This is a genomic window from Luteitalea sp. TBR-22 (assembly GCF_016865485.1).
Classification (GTDB): Bacteria; Acidobacteriota; Vicinamibacteria; order Vicinamibacterales; family Vicinamibacteraceae; genus Luteitalea.
Map to the genome: position 1 here is coordinate 5,435,122 of NZ_AP024452.1, position 17,358 is coordinate 5,452,479.

The window sequence follows — 17,358 nt, forward strand, 5'->3', positions numbered from 1 at the left end:
GGTCGACGATCAGCCCTGCGTCAGTTCAACGGCTTCAGCAGCATCACCTGCACGGTCGTCGAGCCGAGCCCCCGGTACCGATCGGGCAGGAAGCTGTGCCCCACCTCGCCGCGGATGAAGGCGACCTTGCCAGGCACGCGAACGTTGAAGGCGACGCCGACGCCGGTCAGCGGCTCCCACGGGATGGCGCTCACGCCGGGCACGCCACCGGGCCGGGTGCGGCCCCAGGCCTGGTCGACGAAGAAATCCATCCGGTACTGGTCGAGCAGGTTGAAGGAGTACTGCCCTCGCGCCATCGCGAGCTCGCCGTAGCGCACGCCCGCCGACGGCACGCCGTGGATCCGGGTGTCGTCGAACAGCCCGAACTGGTACTGGCTGAACCGATCGAGCTGGTCGCCGCCGAAGTACGCGCCGTTGACGATGATCTTGCTGAACGGGCCGAGGTAGAACGCCTTGGTGGCCACCGCCTGGTACTTCGCATACGCGGCCGGCGTCGCGGTGAGCGCCGTGGGATCGCCCCAGGGCCGCCACGACGCGCGCCGCGCCCACGTGCCGTTGGCGGTCAGCGAATAGCCGCTGCGCCGGTACTCGTACAGCAGCCCGACGCCGTTGGTCACCGTGCTGGTCGGCGTGACGAAGTCCTCGGCGGTCGTGGTGTTGCGCACGTAGCCGTCGAAGCGGAACAGGTACTGTCCGGAGATCCGCTGGTACGTGGTCGCCTGCCAGCCGAGGTTCAGGCCGGTGGACAGCGGCCACGTGAGCAGGCTCTGATCCTCGCGCTCGCCTGCAGGTCCGAACAACCGATCCGTCGACGGCGGGGCAATCGCGAAGAAGTCGAGCGAGGCATCGACCTTCCCCCACAGCGCCTTCGGCCGCTGGATGTTGCCGGCGGCGAGCACCCCCGCGAACAGTACCGCCACCTGCGTGTCCTGCCGGCCGCGGAAGCGGAAATTCAGGTAGTTGATGCCACCAATCGGCAGCGGATAGCCGAAGCCGGGGTCGATGGTCACGCCGAGCGCGAGGGCCTTGGCTCGTGTCGTGGCGACATCGGATACCACGCGGCGATCGCCCTCCTTGACGAAGTAGCGCACACCCGCGTCCGTGTCCCGATACATCGTCCGCGCCCCGCCACGTGCTTCCTGCCGCTGCGCCGCGAAGTCGCCCGGCGCGATGGCGTAGTCGGAGAACGTGATGCGCCGCTCGACGAGCAGGTTGCGGCCGGCGATGAGGATCAACTGCTGGTTGTACATCCGCGCCGGTAGCCACACCTCGCGGCCGTCCGACGCGCGGACCGGTGCGAAGTCCTGCACCTCGTCGTTGGAGATCACCGGCGCCGACAGCGCCGTCTGCGCGGCCTGCTGGCGGACGCGCGCGTAGGTCGTCTTGTCGATCCACACGGTGCCGCGATACAGCGACTGGTCCTTGCGCTCCGGCTCGAACACCACGACCCACGTGTCGCGTCCCGCGATCGCCTCGGAACCCTGCAACCGGTAGCGGTACCGCGCGTCGAGCTCGATCTGCAACGGCGGCGTGAGGACCTTCTCGGCCTGCAGCAGCGGGAACGGCGGCCGCGGCTCGCCGAACTTCGCGCCGTTGACGCTGAACTCGCGCTCCTCCCACTCGGTGCCCTCGACGCGATCGACGAAGAACCGGTTGACGGTGATCACGTCGTAGCCCGGGTCGGTGACCGTGGGCCGGAAGTACTGCTGGATCCGGCCGTTCATCACGTACCGGGGCGACGCGTCGCGCTCGAGCGCCTGGCGCGCCTGGTGCCGCGCGAGGATCTCCTCCACCGTGGGCAGGCGGGCGCCGGTCACTTCCTCCTGCGCGATGAAACCGGCCTCGGCCCCGCGGTTGAAGTCCACCACCCACGGGCCCTGCCCCGGCAGCACCACCGTGGCCTCCGTCCGCTGCCGCGCGTCGTCGCGCGTCACGCGCAAGGCCGGGCGATCCCGACCGGTCAGCGGGTCCCGCACCACCACGGTGCCCGCCGACGGGAGCACGAGGGAGAGATCGAGCCGCTCCTCCGATGGGCCGAGGCCGTCGACCACCAGGTACGTCCCGAGCGTCGACAGGTTGTAGAGCAGGCGCCAGCGGCGCGAGCCCGTCACGTCCACGTCGTTGGCCGAGATGCGCAGCGTGTCGGGCGTGGTGCTGACTGTCGCGAGGTCGGAAGGGTCGAGATCGCGCAGGCGGCCGGCCACCGGGAGAACCGCCCGAAGCGCCTGTGCCGAGAGCACGTAGCCGCGCGCCGCGATGGGCGCGCCCGCCGACGACACCTCGAGTTCCGCGAAGCGCGCCGCGCCAGCGCGCGCGCTGGCTGCCGCCGGGGCGTCGACGACGGCGAAAGTGCCCTGGACCAGGCTCGCGCCCGGGTCGCGATCGGCAATCCAGCGCGTGGTCGACTCCACGTCGCCACCCGCGTCAATCGCGTACGCATCGAGCGAGGGCGCCACGTCAGGGGTGACGAGCGCGTCGCGCGCGGCGCTCGTCGATGCCGGCCCCCCGAGCACGATCGGGATGCCGGCGTCGCGGGCACGAATCTCGGCAGCCGCGAGCTTCACCAGAAACGCGCCTGTTCGTACGCCAGGGGAGGAAGACGCCCTCACATCTCCCAACACCAGTTCGACGGCCGCAAGGGCCGGCGCCGCAGCCACCACGTCGCGGATCCACTGCGGCCACGCTGCGGCGTCGATGCTGCCGGGCTCCGGGACGACGACCGACAGCCACACCGGCCACCCGCGCGAAGCCGCGACGCGGCCAGCCGCATCAGGCGCCAGCGCGGGTACGACGATGCGGCGCGCCGCGCGCAGTCCCTCCGGGGGTGATGGCAGGGTCGGCCAGGCGGGCTCGTCGGCCGGGAGCAGTTCGAAGAAGAGCCGTGGGGGCCTCGGCTGAGAGGGCTGCGCGCCCGCCCACGGAGCCGCCAGGCATGTGGCGAGCACCGCGAAGACGGCGCTCAGTCGGCCAGCCATGCCCTGGCGTCGGGCAACTCGCAGAGCGGCCCGAACTCCGCCCCCGCCAGCACCTGCCGCAGCCGTTCCCGGAAGCCCGACAGCTTGTAGTAATGCGCGAACGCGAGTGGCGCCGGCAGGCGGACGTGCGGGGGGGCGGGATCGAGCTCCCATGGATGCACAGTAAGGACGGCCGGGTCTCCGTCACGGTTGTTCGCCGCGATGGCGGAGACGACGTCGGCCGGCGCGGCCTTGCGCAGGCCCCAGCCCCAGCCGAGGGGCACCGCGTGGCCAGCAAGACGCCCGACGAGCGGCGGCACCTCGAGCAAGGCTCCCGCGGGCGTCGCCAGCGGGTACGGGCGACGCGGGTAGCCGGGCGACCCGACGCGCGCCACGGGGGCCCGACTCGCGTCGATGCGGAGGCCCTCCTCGGCGAGGATGGCCGGGCCCCACGGCGCCCGGTGGTTGAGCGACCACTCCGGCGCGCGGAACGACACCACCGGGCCCGCGCCGGCGGCCGCCAGGGCGGCGAGGTTGTCGCGCAGGTCCTGCCGGAACGCCTCCGGCGTCATCTCGAAGATCCGGCGATGCCGGTGACCGTGCAGGCCGATCTCGTGGCCGCCGTCGCGGATCTCGCGGATGAGGGCGGGATGGCGCTCCGCCACCCAGCCCACCACCAGGAAGGTGCCGCGCTGGCCGGCGGCCGCGAGGTCATCGAGCAGGGCGCGCGTGGTGGGCACGACGCGGCTCTCGAGGCGGTCCCACTGCGACGCGGGCAGCCGGTCGTCGACGCCGCAGATGTGGAACCAGTCCTCGACGTCGACCGTGAAGGCGTTCAACGCCATGGGCGCTAGGCGGTCTTGCGCTGCGCCTCGATGTACTCGGCGATGGCGTCCACCGACTGCAGCACCTTGCCGCCGGTCTCCTCGTCGCCGATCACCACGCCGAACGAGCGCTCGATCTCGAGGACCAGCTCGAGGGCATCGATCGAGTCGAGCCCGAGGCCGGCGCCGAACAAGGGGGCGGCGCTGTCGATCTCGTCAGGCGAGATGGGCAGCTTGAGGGCACGCACGATGGCGGCCTTGATGTCGGAACGCAAGTCAGTCATGAGTGCCTTACACGAGCCCGCCGTCCACGCCGATCACCTGCCCGGTGACGTACGCTGCCGCGTCCGAGCTCAGGAACGCCACCATCTCGGCGACCTCGGCCGCCGTCCCCAGTCGCCCTACCGGCACGTTGCGCAGGTGCGCCTCGCGCGTCGCCTCCGGTATCGCCGCGGTCATGTCCGTCTCGATGAGCCCGGGCATCACGGCGTTGACCAGCACGCCCTTGGGCGCCAGTTCCCGCGACAGCGTGCGGGTGAGCCCGATGAGTCCGCCCTTGGACGCCGCGTAGTTGGCCTGGCCGGGCAGTCCCGCCACCGCGCTCGGTGACGTCAGGCTGATGATCCGGCCCCACCTGCGCACGAGCATGCCCCGCACCACCGCCCGCGCGCAGAAGAAGGCACCGTCGAGGTTGGGCCGCAGGACGGCGTCCCACTTCTCGCGGTCCATCATCATCAGGTAACCGTCGCGGGTGACCCCGGCGTTGTTCACCAGGATGTCGATGTTGCCAAGCGCACTGGTGGCATCGGCGACCATCCGCTGGACCTGCGCCTCATCGGCGACGTCGCATTGCGTCGTCCACACACGCGCCCCTTCCGCCTCGAGCGCCGTCACCAGCGCCCGCGCAGGTTCCTCGCGTTCCCGATAGGAGAAGGCCACCGCCGCGCCGCGACGGGCCAGCACCTCGACGATGGCGCGACCGATGCCGCGCGATCCACCAGTGACCAGGGCGACCCGGCCAGACAAGGCAAGCGATTCGTACACGCCGGTCCCACGCGGCCGTCCGGATGGGGACCGCGAAAGGCACAGTCTATACCAAGGGTGAAGACGGGCACCGGGCACCGGGCACCGGGCACCGGGCACCGGGTACGGGGCGCCGGGCACCGGGCACCGGGCACCGGGCACCGGGCACCGGGTACGGGGCGCCGGGCGCCGGGTACCGGGCGCCGGGCACCGGGCACCGGGTACGGGGCGCCGGGCGCCGGGTACCGGGCGCCGGCCAGCGCGCAGCGGGCCAGCGGGGCCGGGTAGCGGGACCGGGTGGCTAGTGCACCTTGATGACGAGGCTGTAGTTGGTGCCGCCGCTGGCGAAGCTGTTCACGAGCACGTACGGGGAGGCGAGCGGCGCGGCCGCCCCCATCACCCAGCCGAGCGGGGCCAGCGATGGGTCGGGGTTGGCGAGCCCGGCCGTGGGCGCGACGAGGCCACGCCGGCCGGCCATCACGGCCGCGACGAGCGACGCCGCGGCCGCCATCCCGCCTTCCCCGACCGCGCCCTTGACCGATGTCGTCGCGACAGGGCGCCCGCCGAAGACCTCGGCGATGGCGCCAGCCTCCAGGCGATCGAAGTCGATGGCGCCGTTGGCGGCGGCGTACACCGCGCCGACCTCGTCGGGACGCACGCCGGCCTCGTCGAGCGCCATGCGCATGCAGCGCACGAGCGGTCCCGAATCGGTGGGCCAGGCGTTGACCGCCGTGACGCCGGCGTTGGCGCCGACGCCGAGCACCTCGCCCAGCACCGCCGCCTGCCGCGCCTCGGCGCGCGCCAGGTCCTCGACCACCAGCACGAAGCCGCCTTCGCCCATCACGAAGCCGTTGCGGGTGGCATCGAACGGCCGCGCCCCTTCCGGGTAAGCGCCTGTGACCGACAGCACGCCGAACCAGTCGTGCACCTGGAAGTAGAGGTCGTAGATGTCCTCGGCGCCGCCGGTGACCAGAGCCCCGGCCTTGCCGGCGCGGATGAGGTCGCTGGCCAGCGCCACCGCCGCCAGGCCTGATGCTTCCTTGTAGCTCAGCGTCGTGTTCGGACCGCGCAGTTTCTCCTCGAGCGCCACGAGGCTCGCCGCGGCATTGCCGACCGTGTTGCTGAACAGCAACGCCGGCGCGCCAGTGGGACCGAGCTCGAGGAGGCGATCGAGAAACTCGCCGGTCGAGTGCACGCCGCAGGTGCAGGTGCCGAACACCACGCCCACATCGTCGTAGCCAGCGTCGGAGCGCGGCAGGCCCGCCGCGTCGAGCGCGAGCCGGGCCGAGGCCACGGCCAGGGCGCCTACCTCGTCCATGCGACGCAGCTTCATCGGCGGGATGAAGGCGCCCGGCGTGAAGTCGATCAGCTCGGCTGCCTGCTTGGCGCGCCGTTCCGAGACGTCGAACGAGGTGATTGGCCGGATGCCCGAGTGGCCGGCGAGCAGCGCGTCGAGGAAGGCGTCGGTCTGGCCGAGGCTGGAGCAGGCGGCAACGCCAGTGATTGCGGCCCGTCGCTGCACGGGCGGTACGTTACCATTTCGATTCATGGCTCTTCAACGGCCGCTTCGACGAGTCTTCGCCTCCGGAGTCGCCCTGTGGCTGGCCACGGCGGGCGCCGGCGCTGCGGGATCGGGGGCGACGCAGGCCCCGGCACCGCCGGCGACGGCGGCCGCCGATCCGTTCGACGAGATCTTCCGCCGCGGCGCCCCGGTCGAGGCGACGTTGAAGACGGTGTCGGCCAGCTTCGTCGAGACCAGCACCTCCACCCTGCTCAAGGCGCCGCAGGTGGCGCGTGGCACGCTCGTCGGCCGACGGCCCAACCAGGTGCGCCTCGACTACACCGGCAGCGACCCGCGCACGGTCATCGTCAACGGCAACACGCTGGCAATCGACTGGCCGTCGCGGGCGACGCGCGACAGCCGCGACATCACCAGCACGATGCGACGCGCCGAGCGCTTCTTCGTCCTGTCGTCGCCGGCCGAGCTGCGCAAGCACTTCGAGATCGCGACCGTCGACGCGCCTGACCGGAAGGGCGCCTGGCGCGTCGCCTTCACCCCCAGGCGCCGGCAGATGCGCGAGGGGGTGAATCGCGTGCTGCTGTGGATCGACAAGGCCTCGCTGCAGCTCCAGGCGCTGAAGATGGAGTATCCCGGCGGCGATGCCCGGCTGATGGAATTCAGCGACGTCCGCCTCAATCCCCCGGTGGACGCCCAGGCGTTCACGGTCGCCCCGCGACGCTGACCGCCATTCGCAGCCCGGCTCCCCGCACGTGACTCGTTTCGTCCAGGCGCTCATGACGTGGGCGCGTGCCCGGCGCGGCCTCGTGCTCGCGCTCGCGGCCGTCCTCGCACTCGCCAGCCTCGTGCCGACGCTGCGCATCCGCTTCGGCACCGACGTGCTGCAGCTGATGCCACGGGAATCGGGCGCCGTGGACGCCTTCGAGACGTACCTCGAGCGGTTCGGCAGCCTCGACGCGCTGTACGTGTTCGTCGAGGCGCCTCCCGACGGCGTCGTCGCCGACTACGCCGAGTACGTCGACGCCCTGGTCGATGCGCTCCGCGAGCTGCCGGAGGTGCGGCGGGTCGATGCGGGGCGCCTCGACGGCTCACGGGACTGGGCCTGGCTGACCGACCGGCAGTTGTTGTTGCTCGATCCGGCCAACTATGCCGAAGCGGTGGCGCGCATGGCGCCGGAGCGCGTGCCCGCGCAACTGGCCCGCACGCGCGACATGCTCGCGCTCCCCTCGGAAGACCTCAAGGCACTCGCCCAGCGCGATCCGCTCGGCTGGCTCGAGCTCACCACGGCGCGCCTCGACGGTGCCTCGGGCGTGCTGCGCCTCGCGCCGCCGGGCAACGAGGGGTACGTGACGACCGACGGGCGCGCGCAACTGCTCGTCGTGCACCCGGTGCAGCCGCCGTTCGACACGACCTTCGCCCGCGCGCTGCTCGACCACGTCCGCCAGGCCGAACGGCGCGTGCGCGATCGGTTCACGACGCAGTGGAAGGACGACGACCTGCCCCCGCCGCGGATGGACATCGCGGGTGGACATCGGACGGCGATCGAGACCGAGACGCTGATGCGCGGCGAGGCCATCAGCAACGCCGCGTGGTCGATGGTGGGCGTGCTCGCGCTGCTGTACCTGTCGTTCCGCAATGCCTGGCTCGTGATCTTCGGCACCCTGCCGATCCTGCTCGGCACCCTGGTGACGCTCGCCCTGCACCAGGTCGCCGGCGTGCAGTTGTCGGCCGCGGCGACCGGGGCCACCGCGATGCTGTTCGGCCTGGGCGACGACGGCCTGGTGCTGCTGTTCGTTGCGTATCGCGAGGGGCTGGCCCGCGGCCTGACGCCCCTCGAGGCGGTCGGTGAACTCGGCGGCATCGGGATGAGCATCGTGCTCGGCGAGGTCACCACGGCGGCGACGTTCCTGGGGCTCTGGTTCGTCACCTTTCCGAGCCTGCAGCAACTCGGCGTCGTCGTGGGCCTCGGCATCCTGCTGACCGGCCTGTTCACGCTCACCGTTCTGGTGGCCGGCCTGCCGGGCCGCGCGTGGGTGGAACGCTCGCGAGACCTGACGCTGCCCGGCCTCGGTCCGTGGGTGACGCGGCATCGCGTCGCCATCCTGGCGACCGCCGCCCTGATCACGCTGCCGCTCGCGTGGGGCCTGCCCGGGCTGCGCGTCGATCCACGTATCGAGCGGCTGCGCCCGGTGACCGAAGGCCTGGCCCTCGAGACCGAGATCACGTCACGATTCGGGCTCGCTGCCGACATGTACCTCGTGCTGGGTCGGGGTCCGACCCTCGAACCGCTCCTGGCGGCGCACGAGGCCCTCGAACGCTCGCTGGCCGACGTCGACGGCCTGGCCCATGCCGGTCCGTCCGTACTGCTCCCCTCGGCGCAGGTGCAGGAGGCACGCCGGCGCGAGCTCGCCTCGCTGGCGCCGCGGCGCGCCACCGTCGCCGACGCGGTCGATGCGGCCGCCGACGACCTGGGGTTCGTGCCGGGCACGTTCGCGCCGTTCCGGGCCCGGCTGGACCGCGTGCTCGATCCGACCCAGGCCTTGACGCTCGGGGAGCTGGAGGCGCACGGCCTCGGCGACCTCGCGGGGCGCTTCATCCGGCGTGACGGGGCGGAGTACCTGGTGGCCACGTATGCGACTGCCGACAATCCGGCAGCCGTGGAAGCGCTGCGTGCGCGCGTCGCAGCGCAGCCCGGCCTGATCCTCACGGGGCTGCCGCTGGTCAACGCCGCCCTTGCGGCGCGGTTGCCGCGGGAACTGAGCATCGGGCTCGGCGTCGGCGCGCTGGTGGTGGTGCTGCTCATCTGGCTCGAGTTCCGGGCAGTCCGGCCGACCGCGCTCGCGCTGTTGCCCACCATCTGCGGCATCATCTGGGGACTGGGGGCGCTGGGATGGGCGGGCGTCGTGCTCGACCTGTTCAGCGTGTTCGCCATCCTGATGTTCCTCGGCATCGGCGTGGACTACGGCATCCATCTGCTGCACCCGACACTCGGTCCCGAAGGCCTCGACGTGTCGCGTGCGCTGTCGCTCGTCGGTCCGGCGTTGCTGCTGGCAGGGGCGACGACGATCGTCGGCTTCGGGACGCTCGTGTGGTCGTCGTACGGTCCGCTGCACTCGCTGGGGCTCGTCTCGGTGGCGACGATCGGCGCGGCGCTGGTCGCGTCGCTGCTCGTGCTGCCGGCGCTGGTCGGCGGCAGGGAGTCGTCGCGATGAAGGTCTGGGCGCTCGTGCCGGCCTTCAACGAGGCGGCCACCATCGGCCGGGTGGTCGTCGGCGCCGCGGCCAACGTCGACCGTGTGCTGGTGGTCGACGACGGCTCCACCGACGGGACCGCCGAGGCGGCGGCCGCCGCCGGCGCCGAGGTGATGCGGCTCGAACGCAACGGCGGCAAGGGCACGGCGATCCGTGCCGGGCTGTCGCGGGTGTTCCAGGGCGACGCCACGCACGTGCTCTTCATGGACGGCGACCTGCAGCATCGACCGCAGGAGATCCCGGCCCTGCTGGCCGAGGCGGCGGGCTCGGGGGCGGCGATGGTCATCGGCGAGCGCGTGTTCGTGCGCGAGGAGATGCCCGCGTCGCGTTACTGGGCCAACGTGATCGGCAGCTGGATGCTGGCGACGCTGATGGGCGTGGACCTCACGGACACCCAGTCGGGCTTCCGGGTGGTCCGCACCGACGTGCTCCGCCAGGTCCCGCTGGAGGCGACCGGCTACGAGTTCGAGACCGAGTTGGTGGTGAAGCTGGCACGCCGCGGCGCGCACATCGCGCGCGTGCCGATCAAGGCCGTGTACGCCGGCGAGGCGAGCAAGATCCGTCCGGTGCGAGACACGACCCGCAACATCGTGCTGGCCCTGGTGTACCGGTTCCTGCGCCGCGGCGGGAGGTCGGACAGATGAGCACGCAGCAGCAACCGGTCCGGTGGGTCAGCCACCGCCTCAACGGCACGCTGATCGTCGGCGGCAGCTATCTCGGATCGCGGTACGTGCCGCTGCCGTTGTCGTGGCCGGTGGCGCACGCGGGGGCGTGGCTGGTGAGCCACCTGATGCCGAGCGTGCGGGACGCGCTGGTGCACAACCTGCGCGCCGTGTTCCCGCACGAGACCGACGCGCAGCTCCGTCGCCGCGCCTACCGCACCTGCCACACGTACACCGACGACTGGATGGACTTCATGCGGTCGCTGTCGTGGTCGCGCGAGAAGGTGCTCGAGCGCTTCTCCTACGAGCGTGCCGACCGCCTGCAGGACGCACTGGCGCTCGGCCGCGGCGCCATCCTGGTGACGGGCCACTTCGGCAACTGGGAGGCGGGCGCCGTGCTGATGAAGGCGCTGCAGGTGCCGCTCACCGTGGTCGCCATGCCGGAGCCCGATCCCAACGTGAACCGCATCCGCCATCAGGTGCGCACGGAGCTCGACGCCGACACCATCGAGGTGCGCCAGTCACTGGACACCCCGCTGCAGATCCGTCGCCGGTTGGCCGAGGGGCGCGCCGTGGCCATGCTGATGGATCGGCACGTCGAGCGCGACAGGGTGCCGGTGACGATGTTCGGGCGACGTACGCATTTCATGGGCGCGCCAGCGATGCTGGCGTACCTGACGGGTGCCCCGCTGGTGCCGATCTTCCTGGTGCGCGAGGGGCGGGGCCGGTTCCGCGCGCGCCCGCAGGAGCCGATCCTGCTGGACCGGACCGGCAACCGCGACGAGCAGGTGCAGCGCGCCGCGCAGCGCGTCGCGACGCTGCTCGAGCGCGAGATCGCGGCGCGTCCGGACTGCTGGTACCAGTTCTATCGGTACTGGGAGGAGCCGGGGATCGCGGATCGCGGATCGCGGACCGGACAGGACGCGGCGTGTGGCGCGGACGGTTCACCGGGCGTCGGAACGGGCGCGCTGGCGGCATCGCTGCCGGTCCGCATCGACGAGGACCCGCGCTAGGTGGATCCGGTCTCGCACCTGCTGCTGGCCCGGATGGTCGCCGCGCTGCGGCCCGCACGTGCCCTGCCGCGTGGCGTGGTCGCCGCCACCGTCCTGGGTGGCCTGGCTCCCGACGTCGACGCCGCGTTGATGGCCGTCGGCTGGGACGTCTACCTCCGCTGGCACGAGCTGGGCACCCACTCGCTCGCCGGCAGCCCACTGGTGGCACTGCTGACGGCCGGCGTGGTGAGGACATGGGCGCCGCAGGCGTCACTCGGCGCCCTGGCATTCGGCGCCTGGCTCGGCGTCCTCAGTCATGTGTTCTTCGATGTCTACTCGGGCGCCGGCATCCGCCTGTTGTGGCCCCTGTCGGAACGGGTGATGACCGCACCGGTGGTGGCGATGGCCGACCCGCTCGCGATCGCGGTGCTCGTCGTCGGCGCCGTCGCGCTGTGGGTGTGGCCTCGCGTGCCGCGCACCGCGGCGACGCTCGTGCTGGTCCTGCTGGCGCTGCTGAGTGGCGTGAAGCTGGTGACGCGGGCGCGGGCCACGGCAGCCTACGAGGCGGCGGCCGCCAGCGCCGGCCCGGCACCGACGCGGGTGGCGGTGGAAGCCGTGTGGGGGTCCTGGCGCGCGTGGTCGTTCGTCGACCGGCTCGCCGACGGCACGCTGCGCGCGTGGCAGGCCGACGGCGTGGTCCCCGGCGCGCGCCTGCGCTTCAGCCAGCCACCGGCGACCGACGCGCCGTTTGCCCGCGCCTCGCTCGCCGACTTCGCCACGGCGCGCAACTTCGTGCCCGTGCACCCCTTCGCGTTCGCGACGGTCCGCGACGACGACGCGGGGCACGTGGTGTTCTGGTCCGATGCGCGCTTCTGCTGGACGCCCTCCGAGCAGGCCGACGCGCAGGACGACGTGCCGCACCAGGACGTCAGGCCTGCACGGGGCCCGCTGCGTTGCGCGCTGTGGTTCGGCGGCTCCTACGATGCGCAGGGCCGCCCATACGAGGCCCTCATCTGGCTCGGCGGACACCTGCAGCGGCGATCCCCGCAGCGCTGGGGGATTGGGTTATGACGAGGCGTGCGTCACCTGCGTTCGCGCACCCCGGCCGTGATCAGCACGTTGGCGAAGGGCGTCCCGGATCCCATCGGCTCGACGTGTGGGACGAAGCCTTCCTCGTGCAGCACGCGACGCCAGTCCGCTGACGTTCGGAACAGGAAGCGCTGTCGCCAGCTCCCGGTGACCAGCGCCTTGAGGCGGTTGCCCAGGCGCACCATCCGGTAGCGCCAGCCGGCAGATGCGTCGGCCTCGCGAACGAGCACGCGCCCGGTGGGCCCCAGCGCGGCGTGCACGGCGCGCAGCAGGGCGCGCTGGCCGTCGTCGGGCAGCATGTGGAGCACGTCGAACAGCAGCACCACGTCGGCCCCGGGCAGGCCGGCCTCACGAGCGTCGGCGCTGACGACCTCGGCTTCGTGTTCGAGCGCGCGGGCCGCGATGCGCGCGATGCGGGGCCGCAACTCGACGCCGACGAGCCGGTCGAACTGTGGAGGATCGGGCCGCGACGTGTCCCAGGCCCCCTCGCGAGCGGTCTGCTGCGCCTCGGCCACCAGCGCCAGGGTGAGCCCCTGGCCGCAACCGATGTCGAGCAGCGTGCCGGTGGCGGCCGGGAACGCAATCGACAGCGCCGCCGCGTAGACCGGATCGCCCGAGAGCTTGCCCCTGGCGAACTCCCAGGCGGTGATGCCGGAGTCGAGATAGCGGTCGCTCGCCCGTCGTACGAGCAACTGGAAGAACGGATCGGTGGCCGGCCGGCGCGCCGCCCATGTCACGATCCCGCCCGCCAGGCCCACGATCACTCCGACGACCACGCTGCCGACCACAAGGTCGGCGCCGAACGCCCAGATGCGGTCGGCCGAGAGCATGTCCCACGACAGGGACAGGAAATGGCCCCGCCTGACGAGGGCGCCGGCCTGCACCTCGGCGTAGAACAGCGGCGGGACGATCAGGGGGTTGATGACATTGGCCGCCAGATACATCTTCAGCCGGTTGAGGCGAAGCATCCTGCCCAGCAGCCAGCAGAGGCCGAAGTGCACGCCCCAGAACGGCGTGCAGCCGATCATGAGCCCGAGCCCGATCGCGAGGGACTCGCGACCGCGGGTGTCGCCCTCGGTCCTGAGCGCGTGGATGGCGCGCTGCAGGCGGGTGGCGCGTGACAGCGCGCGGGCGCTGCCAGCCAACGGAGCCGTGGTCATCTTCGGGTATTATGGCGGTTCGTCCCGCGCAGACGGATGCGGGGTCGCCGTGCAGTGATGCCCAAGTCGACGGTTTCTTCCCTCCTCACGGTCGCTCCGCTCGCCCCGTTCCCGCCGCCCTGGGTCGACACCCTGCTGGGACCCGCGCCGGTCATCTCGCGTACCGAGACCGCCCACGGCACGGTCGTGGTGCGCACGGGTCCGCGGTTCACGCACGTCTCGGTGACCATCCCGCACGCGCACGTGCTTGCCCCCGATGTGCTGGCCGCCGACGTCCGCGACGCGTACCTGTCGGTCGCCACGACACTCAACGCCCAGCAACGCCACCCCGTGCGCTTCTGGAACTTCGTGCCGCACATCCACACGCCGTCGGGCGAGGGGCTGGATCGGTACATGGTGTTCAACGGCGGCCGCTTCGCTGCCTGCGAGCACTGGCACGGCTCGCCCAACGACTTCGATCACACGCTGGCCGCCGCCTCGGGCGTGGGCGTGCTCGGCGAGGCGCTGGCCATCCATTGCCTGGCCGCCGACGCGCCAGGGTCGCCGGTCGAGAACCCCCGTCAGGTGCCCGCCTACAAGTACTCGCGCCGCTACGGGCCGCGCCCGCCCTGCTTCGCGCGCGCGACCCAGCTGCCGCACCCCATCGGAGAGGCCTGGTGGCTGCTGGTGGCGGGCACGGCGAGCATCAGGGGCGAGCAGACGGTGCACGTCGGCGACGTCGCGGCGCAGACCGTGGAGACCCTCGACAACCTCGACGCGCTGCTCGCCGCAGCCGAGACCCGCCACGGCACCGATGGCGCGCAGGCCCGGTTCACCAGCCTGCGGGTGTACCTCGTCGGTCGCGAGGACGTGGGGGTCGTGCGCGCGCTCGTCGCGGCGCGCTATGGCGAGTGCGTCGACATCGAGTACGCGCAGGCCGAGTTGTGCCGCGCCGACCTCCTCGTGGAAATCGAGGGGGTCGCCGAGCTCTAGGCCCCTGCCGCCGGTGCGCGGCCCGGTACGTCGGCCAGCGTCAGCGCACCACGCGCCACGATCGTGCCGTCGGCGGTCACGGTGCCTTCGATCTTGAACAGCCCGCCCATCCGGCCCGCGACCCTGGCGGTGGCTTCCAGCGTCACGCCGGCGCCGCACCCCGCCGGGAAGCGGAAACCGTCGACGGCCGCCACGCGCAGGGCGCGAGGCTGGTGCGGCTCGCCAGGACGCGGCGTGCCTGCGGCAAGGCCACCCGTCTGCGCCAGCAACTCGATCAGGACCACCGCCGGCACCACCGGCTGTCCCGGGAAATGCCCCTGGAAGAAGAAGTCGTCGGCGCGCGTGACACGCCGGGCGACCGCCTGCTGGCCGGGGTCGACCGAGACGACCTCCTCGACCAGGCGCATCGGCGGCGTGTGAGGCAGCAGCGAGAGGTAATCCACGGCATATCATCGCCCAGGCGCGCCATGACCCGTTCCTCCCCCATTGCCGAGGCCTTCGACCGCGTCGCGCGCGATCGTGCCGACGACGTCCTCGTCATGGCACCCGGGGAGGGACGCACGCTCACGGCCCGGGCGCTCGATGCCGACGCCCGCGCCCTCGCCGCGGCACTCACGGCCTGTGGACTGGTGCGCGGCCACCTCGTGATCAGCAGCGTCGGCAACGTCGCCGCGATGCCCGCCCTCGTGCTCGCCTGCCTGCGCGAGGGCTGGCCGTTGATGCCCGTGGACCGCAGCGCGCCACCCGCCGAACTCACCGCACTCGCGGCGCGATGGGAGGCCGCCGCGGTGGTGGTGCACGAGGGCATCGATCTGCGGAGCAGTGGGTCGGTCAGCGTGGCGATGCCGCTGCCAGGTGCGCTCATCGCCTGGACGCCACCGACGCCGCCCGAGGCCGGTCGTCACGCGCCGGCGGCGTTGCTCAAGCTGACGTCTGGAAGCACCGGCGAGCCGCGCGCCACGTGCACCGAAGAACGCCACCTGATCGCCGACGTGCGGCACATCGCCGACGCCATGGCGATCGGGCCCCGCTCGGCGCAGCTGGGCGTGATCCCCCTCTCCCATTCGTACGGATTCAGCAACCTGGTGATGCCCCTGTTGTGGCAGGGATCGCCGGTGCTGCTCCGGCCGCAGTTCGTGCCGACGCAGGTTGCAGGCGACGTCGTGGCCGGGGCGCTCGAGACGTTCGCCGGTGTGCCGTTCATGTTCGAGCACCTGGCGCGCCACCAGGCGCTGCCGCCGCTGCCGACACTGCGACTGGTGGTGTCGGCCGGCGCGCGCCTGCCATTCGAGACCGTCGCGGCCTTTCACACGGCCACGAGGCTGAAGGTGCGGTCCTTCTACGGGTCGAGCGAGACCGGCGGCATCTGCTTCGACGACAGCGAGGCGCTGGACCCGCGCGTGCCGGTGGGACGCCCGATGGGCAGCAGCCGGGTCAGACTGGTGCCCGACGCCGACGCCCCCGAGGGCGCCGGCCGGGTCGAGGTGAGCGGGCCGAACGTGATCGACAGGTACGCTGGCGCGCACGACGGCCCGGCCTTCGAGGGCGTGTACCTGACCGGCGATTACGCGCGCCGCGATGCCGACGGCGCGTACACGCTGGCCGGACGCGTCGCCACGTTCGTCAACGTCGCGGGCCGCAAGGTGCACCCGCACGAGGTCGAGGCGGCCCTCCGGGCGCTGCCGGGGGTGAACGATGCGGTCGCGCTGGGCGTCGACGACCCGCTGCGCGGGCAGGCGCTCGGCGTGCTCGTCGCCAGCGACGCCGCCTGGGACGCGCGCACCATCCGCGAGGCCCTCGCGCCGCACCTCGCGCCCTACAAGCTGCCGCGCGTGGTGGTGGTGACGCGTGCGCTGCCACTCACCGACCGCGGCAAGGTCGACCGCGCGCGCGTCGCGCGCGTGCTTGCCGACGCGCGTCGCTAGCCGATCGCGACCCCGTCCACGGGGCCGAGGCGCGACTCGCTGGTGACGCCGGACTTCAGCAGCCTGGCCACCGGGCACTTCTCGGCAATCTCGAGGAGCCGCGCCTTCTGCTCGTCGTCGAGCGCGCCGCGCGGCGTGATCACCTTGACCATGGTCGGCACCGGCGTGGCGGTGTACTGCACCTGCACGTCGACGCCGTCGAGGGGCCACTGCTTGCGCTGCGCGTACATGCGCAGCGTGATCGCCGTGCACGCGGCGAGGCTGCCGAGCAGGAGCTCGACCGGCGTCGGCGCGGTGTCGGTGCCGCCCGCGTCGGCCGGTTCGTCGGCCGCGAAGGCGTGCTGGCGGACGGCCAGCGTCGTCCGGTACGTGGTGCCGAGGGTGGCGTCGAGGACCTTCAGGCTCATGACGCCCAGCCTATCAGCCTGCCAGCTTGCGCAGCACGGCCACCTGCCCGCCGTGGTAGGCGAAGTGCTGCACGAGCCCGGACACGGTCTGCGCGTAGGTCACGCCCGTGCCCAGCGAGGCCTCTCGCGCGTCGCCGACCCGGTCGTCCCACCGGGCCTCGGGGAAGCCGGCGATCGCCTCGATCGTCCTGGCGACGGCGTTGGCCAGCGCGAGTTGCATCGCTGCCCAGCCGGCCTCGTCGATCGCCGACGGGATGGGCCAGTCGCCGTCCTCGGGGTCGCCGGCGGGGTGACCGCCGAGGCGATGCGCGACCTCGGCCGTCCAGGAGGTCGCGTGCGCGACGATCTCGGCAATACTGTGCACGTCCGCCGAGGGGCGCGCCTGGGCCTGCCGTTGCGTGACGCCTGCAAGCGCCGTCATGAATGAGGGCCCGTGCCAGGGGTCGCCATCGAACGCGCGGTGCAACTCGTCGATGAGAAACGCGGTGCGTGAAGTGGCCATGGCCTCACGGTAGCAGCACGGAGCCTCGATCGGCAGTCGGTAGTCGGTAGTCGGCCGTAGGGCTCGAACTCCGACTCG

Annotated in this window: 16 protein-coding genes; 7 read left to right on the forward strand and 9 right to left on the reverse strand. The window is 72.3% G+C overall.

Features of this window, described 5'->3' with window-relative positions; genetic code table 11:
• Positions 1-20: 20 nt before the first annotated feature.
• The 5 genes from TBR22_RS22485 to TBR22_RS22505 form a co-directional block, all read right to left on the reverse strand.
• Positions 21-2,975, reverse strand: a complete 2,955-nt coding sequence (locus TBR22_RS22485) for a sigma-E factor regulatory protein RseB domain-containing protein (protein ID WP_239490079.1) — start codon at positions 2,973-2,975, stop codon at positions 21-23.
• Positions 2,960-3,799 (reverse strand): polysaccharide deacetylase family protein, encoded by an 840-nt coding sequence (locus tag TBR22_RS22490; RefSeq protein WP_239490080.1) that lies wholly within the window; start codon positions 3,797-3,799, stop codon positions 2,960-2,962. The genes TBR22_RS22485 and TBR22_RS22490 overlap by 16 nt, the downstream gene beginning before the upstream one ends.
• A gap of 5 nt (positions 3,800-3,804) precedes the next feature.
• Entirely contained in the window at positions 3,805-4,062 is a 258-nt protein-coding gene (locus TBR22_RS22495) for a phosphopantetheine-binding protein (RefSeq protein ID WP_239490081.1), read from the reverse strand.
• A gap of 7 nt (positions 4,063-4,069) precedes the next feature.
• A complete protein-coding gene (locus tag TBR22_RS22500) occupies positions 4,070-4,822 on the reverse strand; it encodes a 3-oxoacyl-ACP reductase family protein (RefSeq protein WP_239490082.1) in 753 nt (250 codons plus the stop codon).
• A gap of 280 nt (positions 4,823-5,102) precedes the next feature.
• The gene (locus TBR22_RS22505) at positions 5,103-6,323 is read right to left on the reverse strand and encodes a beta-ketoacyl synthase (RefSeq protein ID WP_239490083.1); all 1,221 of its coding nucleotides are present in this window, start codon (positions 6,321-6,323) and stop codon (positions 5,103-5,105) included.
• A 25-nt stretch (positions 6,324-6,348) separates the two neighbouring features.
• Between TBR22_RS22505 and TBR22_RS22510 the strand changes: the two genes are divergently transcribed.
• From TBR22_RS22510 to TBR22_RS22530, 5 genes are read left to right on the forward strand one after another with little or no spacing between them, the layout of a single operon-like run.
• A complete protein-coding gene (locus TBR22_RS22510; protein WP_239490084.1) occupies positions 6,349-7,044 on the forward strand; it encodes an outer membrane lipoprotein carrier protein LolA in 696 nt (231 codons plus the stop codon).
• 28 nt (positions 7,045-7,072) lie between these two features.
• On the forward strand, positions 7,073-9,532 hold the full coding sequence (locus TBR22_RS22515; RefSeq protein WP_239490085.1) for an MMPL family transporter: 2,460 nt from the start codon (positions 7,073-7,075) through the stop codon (positions 9,530-9,532).
• Complete coding sequence (locus TBR22_RS22520; RefSeq protein WP_239490086.1) at positions 9,529-10,215, forward strand: glycosyltransferase family 2 protein; 687 nt, start codon at positions 9,529-9,531, stop codon at positions 10,213-10,215. The genes TBR22_RS22515 and TBR22_RS22520 overlap by 4 nt, the downstream gene beginning before the upstream one ends.
• Positions 10,212-11,246 carry a lysophospholipid acyltransferase family protein gene (locus tag TBR22_RS22525; protein WP_239490087.1) on the forward strand — a complete coding sequence of 345 codons (1,035 nt, stop codon included), beginning with the start codon at positions 10,212-10,214 and terminating at the stop codon, positions 11,244-11,246. The genes TBR22_RS22520 and TBR22_RS22525 overlap by 4 nt, the downstream gene beginning before the upstream one ends.
• A complete protein-coding gene (locus TBR22_RS22530) occupies positions 11,247-12,296 on the forward strand; it encodes a metal-dependent hydrolase (RefSeq protein WP_239490088.1) in 1,050 nt (349 codons plus the stop codon).
• An 11-nt stretch (positions 12,297-12,307) separates the two neighbouring features.
• Here the strand turns inward: TBR22_RS22530 and TBR22_RS22535 are convergent, their stop codons facing one another.
• A complete protein-coding gene (locus tag TBR22_RS22535) occupies positions 12,308-13,474 on the reverse strand; it encodes a DUF2062 domain-containing protein (RefSeq protein ID WP_239490089.1) in 1,167 nt (388 codons plus the stop codon).
• 57 nt (positions 13,475-13,531) lie between these two features.
• On the opposite strand from TBR22_RS22535, the gene TBR22_RS22540 reads away from it, so the two are divergent.
• Complete coding sequence (locus tag TBR22_RS22540) at positions 13,532-14,446, forward strand: hypothetical protein (protein WP_239490090.1); 915 nt, start codon at positions 13,532-13,534, stop codon at positions 14,444-14,446.
• Here the strand turns inward: TBR22_RS22540 and TBR22_RS22545 are convergent.
• Entirely contained in the window at positions 14,443-14,889 is a 447-nt protein-coding gene (locus TBR22_RS22545) for a 3-hydroxyacyl-ACP dehydratase FabZ family protein (protein ID WP_239490091.1), read from the reverse strand. The genes TBR22_RS22540 and TBR22_RS22545 overlap by 4 nt on opposite strands.
• A 24-nt stretch (positions 14,890-14,913) precedes the next feature.
• On the opposite strand from TBR22_RS22545, the gene TBR22_RS22550 reads away from it, so the two are divergent.
• The gene (locus TBR22_RS22550; protein WP_239490092.1) at positions 14,914-16,371 is read left to right on the forward strand and encodes a class I adenylate-forming enzyme family protein; all 1,458 of its coding nucleotides are present in this window, start codon (positions 14,914-14,916) and stop codon (positions 16,369-16,371) included.
• On the opposite strand, the gene TBR22_RS22555 is transcribed toward TBR22_RS22550, so the two are convergent.
• The gene (locus TBR22_RS22555; RefSeq protein WP_239490093.1) at positions 16,368-16,778 is read right to left on the reverse strand and encodes an OsmC family protein; all 411 of its coding nucleotides are present in this window, start codon (positions 16,776-16,778) and stop codon (positions 16,368-16,370) included. The genes TBR22_RS22550 and TBR22_RS22555 overlap by 4 nt on opposite strands.
• Positions 16,779-16,791: 13 nt before the next feature.
• Positions 16,792-17,280 (reverse strand): DinB family protein, encoded by a 489-nt coding sequence (locus TBR22_RS22560; protein WP_239490094.1) that lies wholly within the window; start codon positions 17,278-17,280, stop codon positions 16,792-16,794.
• Positions 17,281-17,358 lie beyond the last annotated feature (78 nt).

Bases quoted from the DNA above. Each gene is read 5' to 3' on its own strand.
- TBR22_RS22485 (WP_239490079.1), bottom strand. From the start codon at position 2,975: ATGGCTGGCCGACTGAGCGCCGTCTTCGCGGTGCTCGCCACATGCCTG.
- TBR22_RS22490 (WP_239490080.1), bottom strand. From the start codon at position 3,799: ATGGCGTTGAACGCCTTCACGGTCGACGTCGAGGACTGGTTCCACATC.
- TBR22_RS22495 (WP_239490081.1), bottom strand. From the start codon at position 4,062: ATGACTGACTTGCGTTCCGACATCAAGGCCGCCATCGTGCGTGCCCTC.
- TBR22_RS22510 (WP_239490084.1), top strand. From the start codon at position 6,349: ATGGCTCTTCAACGGCCGCTTCGACGAGTCTTCGCCTCCGGAGTCGCC.
- TBR22_RS22520 (WP_239490086.1), top strand. From the start codon at position 9,529: ATGAAGGTCTGGGCGCTCGTGCCGGCCTTCAACGAGGCGGCCACCATC.
- TBR22_RS22525 (WP_239490087.1), top strand. From the start codon at position 10,212: ATGAGCACGCAGCAGCAACCGGTCCGGTGGGTCAGCCACCGCCTCAAC.
- TBR22_RS22535 (WP_239490089.1), bottom strand. From the start codon at position 13,474: ATGACCACGGCTCCGTTGGCTGGCAGCGCCCGCGCGCTGTCACGCGCC.
- TBR22_RS22540 (WP_239490090.1), top strand. From the start codon at position 13,532: ATGCCCAAGTCGACGGTTTCTTCCCTCCTCACGGTCGCTCCGCTCGCC.
- TBR22_RS22550 (WP_239490092.1), top strand. From the start codon at position 14,914: ATGACCCGTTCCTCCCCCATTGCCGAGGCCTTCGACCGCGTCGCGCGC.
- TBR22_RS22555 (WP_239490093.1), bottom strand. From the start codon at position 16,778: ATGAGCCTGAAGGTCCTCGACGCCACCCTCGGCACCACGTACCGGACG.
- TBR22_RS22560 (WP_239490094.1), bottom strand. From the start codon at position 17,280: ATGGCCACTTCACGCACCGCGTTTCTCATCGACGAGTTGCACCGCGCG.